The 2215-nt window shown below is 52.3% G+C and carries 1 protein-coding gene; it reads right to left on the reverse strand.

Annotated elements, in window-relative coordinates:
- On the reverse strand, window positions 1-2215 hold a 2215-nt coding region (fdnG, locus tag KKC91_12700), incomplete at both ends, for a formate dehydrogenase-N subunit alpha (protein MBU0479402.1).

A 2215-nucleotide genomic window follows, 5' to 3' on the forward strand; every position in this document is an offset into this window, starting at 1 on the left:
CCGATTTTGTCCACGTTGACCATAAACGCCTTGGTCTCCGGGATTCTTGTGTTGGGTTCACCGGTGGATGGCGTCAAAAGGTTGGCCGAATCTCCGCCGTCCTTAGGATGCACCCATCCGAAGCACCAGGGTAGACCTATTTGATGAACGGTCGTTCCTTGTACTGTAAAGGGTTTAAATCGACCGGTCACAATAGCCACGGCTTCCACTTCCCCGCGGGCCGAGGATACTTTACACATGTCCCCGTTGTTGATTCCTTTGAGCTTGCCCAGTTCATTGCTCATCTCTACGAAGAGCTGCGGCTGGAGCTCCAACAGCCAGGGCTGCCATCGGGTCAGAATGCCGGTCTGCCAGTGTTCGGTGACCCGGTAGGTTGTGCCAACAAAGGGGAAGCGGGGATCGCAAGAGAAATGCGCATCCGCTTCCGTACCGTAAACCGGTGCAACGGGATTTATGCGCTGGCTGGACATCAGGTTCTTGGGCACCGGACATTCCAAGGGTTCGTAGTGCTCGGGGAAGGGCCCGTCCACCCGGCCGGGACCGAAAACCGACCCTACGCCGTCCGGCTTCATAATAAACGGCCGCTTGGTCTTTTCCTTGTTGGACATGGGCGGCCAGCCGCCGTCCGGAACATCTCCCACCCATTTGCCATCCTTGTATTCCAGAATGTTTTTGTTGGGCGACCAGGGCTTGCCGTTGAGATCCACGGCTGCTCGGTTGTAAATGATGCGCCGGTTCACCGGCCAACACCACGACCATTCCGGATAAAGACCCATACCGGTGGGATCTTTCTTTTCCCTGCGTGCCGCCATGTTGCCTTTTTCCGTATAGGAGTTACAATAGAGCCAATTACCGGAACTGGTGGAACCGTCATCTAAAAGGAAGGCAAATGATGGTACAAGGGTTCCTTTCTTATAGGATGTATCTTTTATCGTCACATCCTGTTCAAAGTAGCCGTTGATCAGCTTGGCGATGGCATGGGGATCGTATTTCCCGTCTTTGACATAATCCCATCTGAAGTTTTTGATGGGTTCCGGGAATTTACCGTCGCTTTCATACAGCGCACGGACTTTTTCAAACAGCTCAACCATGATATCGCCATCACCTTTACAGCCACGCGGGGGCTTGGAAGCAGCATAACGCCACTGCATCCAGCGACCGGAATTGGTGATGGAGCCCTCTTTTTCCACGCTGGTATAACAGGGAAGGAAAAAAACTTCGGTTTTGATCTCCTCGGGTTTCATTCCCGGTCCCTTCCAGAATGAAGCAGTTTCATTGTCAAAGATGTTGACGGTGACCATCCAGTCCAGCTTGGCCAGCGCTTGACGGGTCTTATTGGAATTGGCTCCTGAACAAGCGGGATTCTGGCCCCAGGCAAAGAAACCCTTGAAGTTTCCTTTGTACATTTCATCAAAAATATCCAGCCACGTATAGACCTTGCCGTCGTCGATTTTGGGCATCCAGGAATAACCGAAATCGTTCTCCTTGGTGGCGGCTTCCCCGAACATGGCTTTCAGGAAGCTGGCCATATACTTGGGCTTGTTCTGCCACCAGTTGGCGGAGAGGGGGTCGTTTGTTTTTGGCGTGTTCTTATCGTTGTAATCGGCCAGTGTCACCAAAGAGGCTCCTGGGGTGCCCAGGTATCCCGGCCAGATATGAAACAGCAGGCAATGGTCCGTGGATCCCTGCACATTGGATTCGCCGCGGAGTGCATTGACGCCGCCGCCGGGTCGGCCCATGTTGCCGAGCATGAGTTGGATCATGGCCATCATGCGGATGTTCTGCACGCCCACCGTGTGCTGGGTCCAGCCCATGGCGTACATGATGGTGCCGGTTTTGTCCACGGCGCCGGTTTTTGCATAGGTTTCCCATACCTTCTTGAGATCCGCCTCCGGTGTGCCGGTGATGGCGGATACGGTTTCGGGTGTGTAACGGGAATATTGCTTTTTCATGAGCTGGAAGACGCACCTTGGATCTTTGAAGGTTAAATCCCGTTTGGGTACCCCGTTTTCATCTTTTTCAAACGCCCAAAACGACTTGTCATATTTCTTTGTCTTGGGATCATATCCGGAGAAAAGACCGTCTTTAAAATCAAATTTGGAACCGACGATAAAACTGGCATTGGTATAATTGGCCGCATATTCCATATGAAATTTGTTACTTGAAAGGATATAGTTCATCATGCCGCCAAGAAATGCGATGTCCGTACCCGATC

The organism is bacterium (assembly GCA_018812485.1).
In the GTDB taxonomy this organism is placed as follows: domain Bacteria; phylum JAHJDO01; class JAHJDO01; order JAHJDO01; family JAHJDO01; genus JAHJDO01.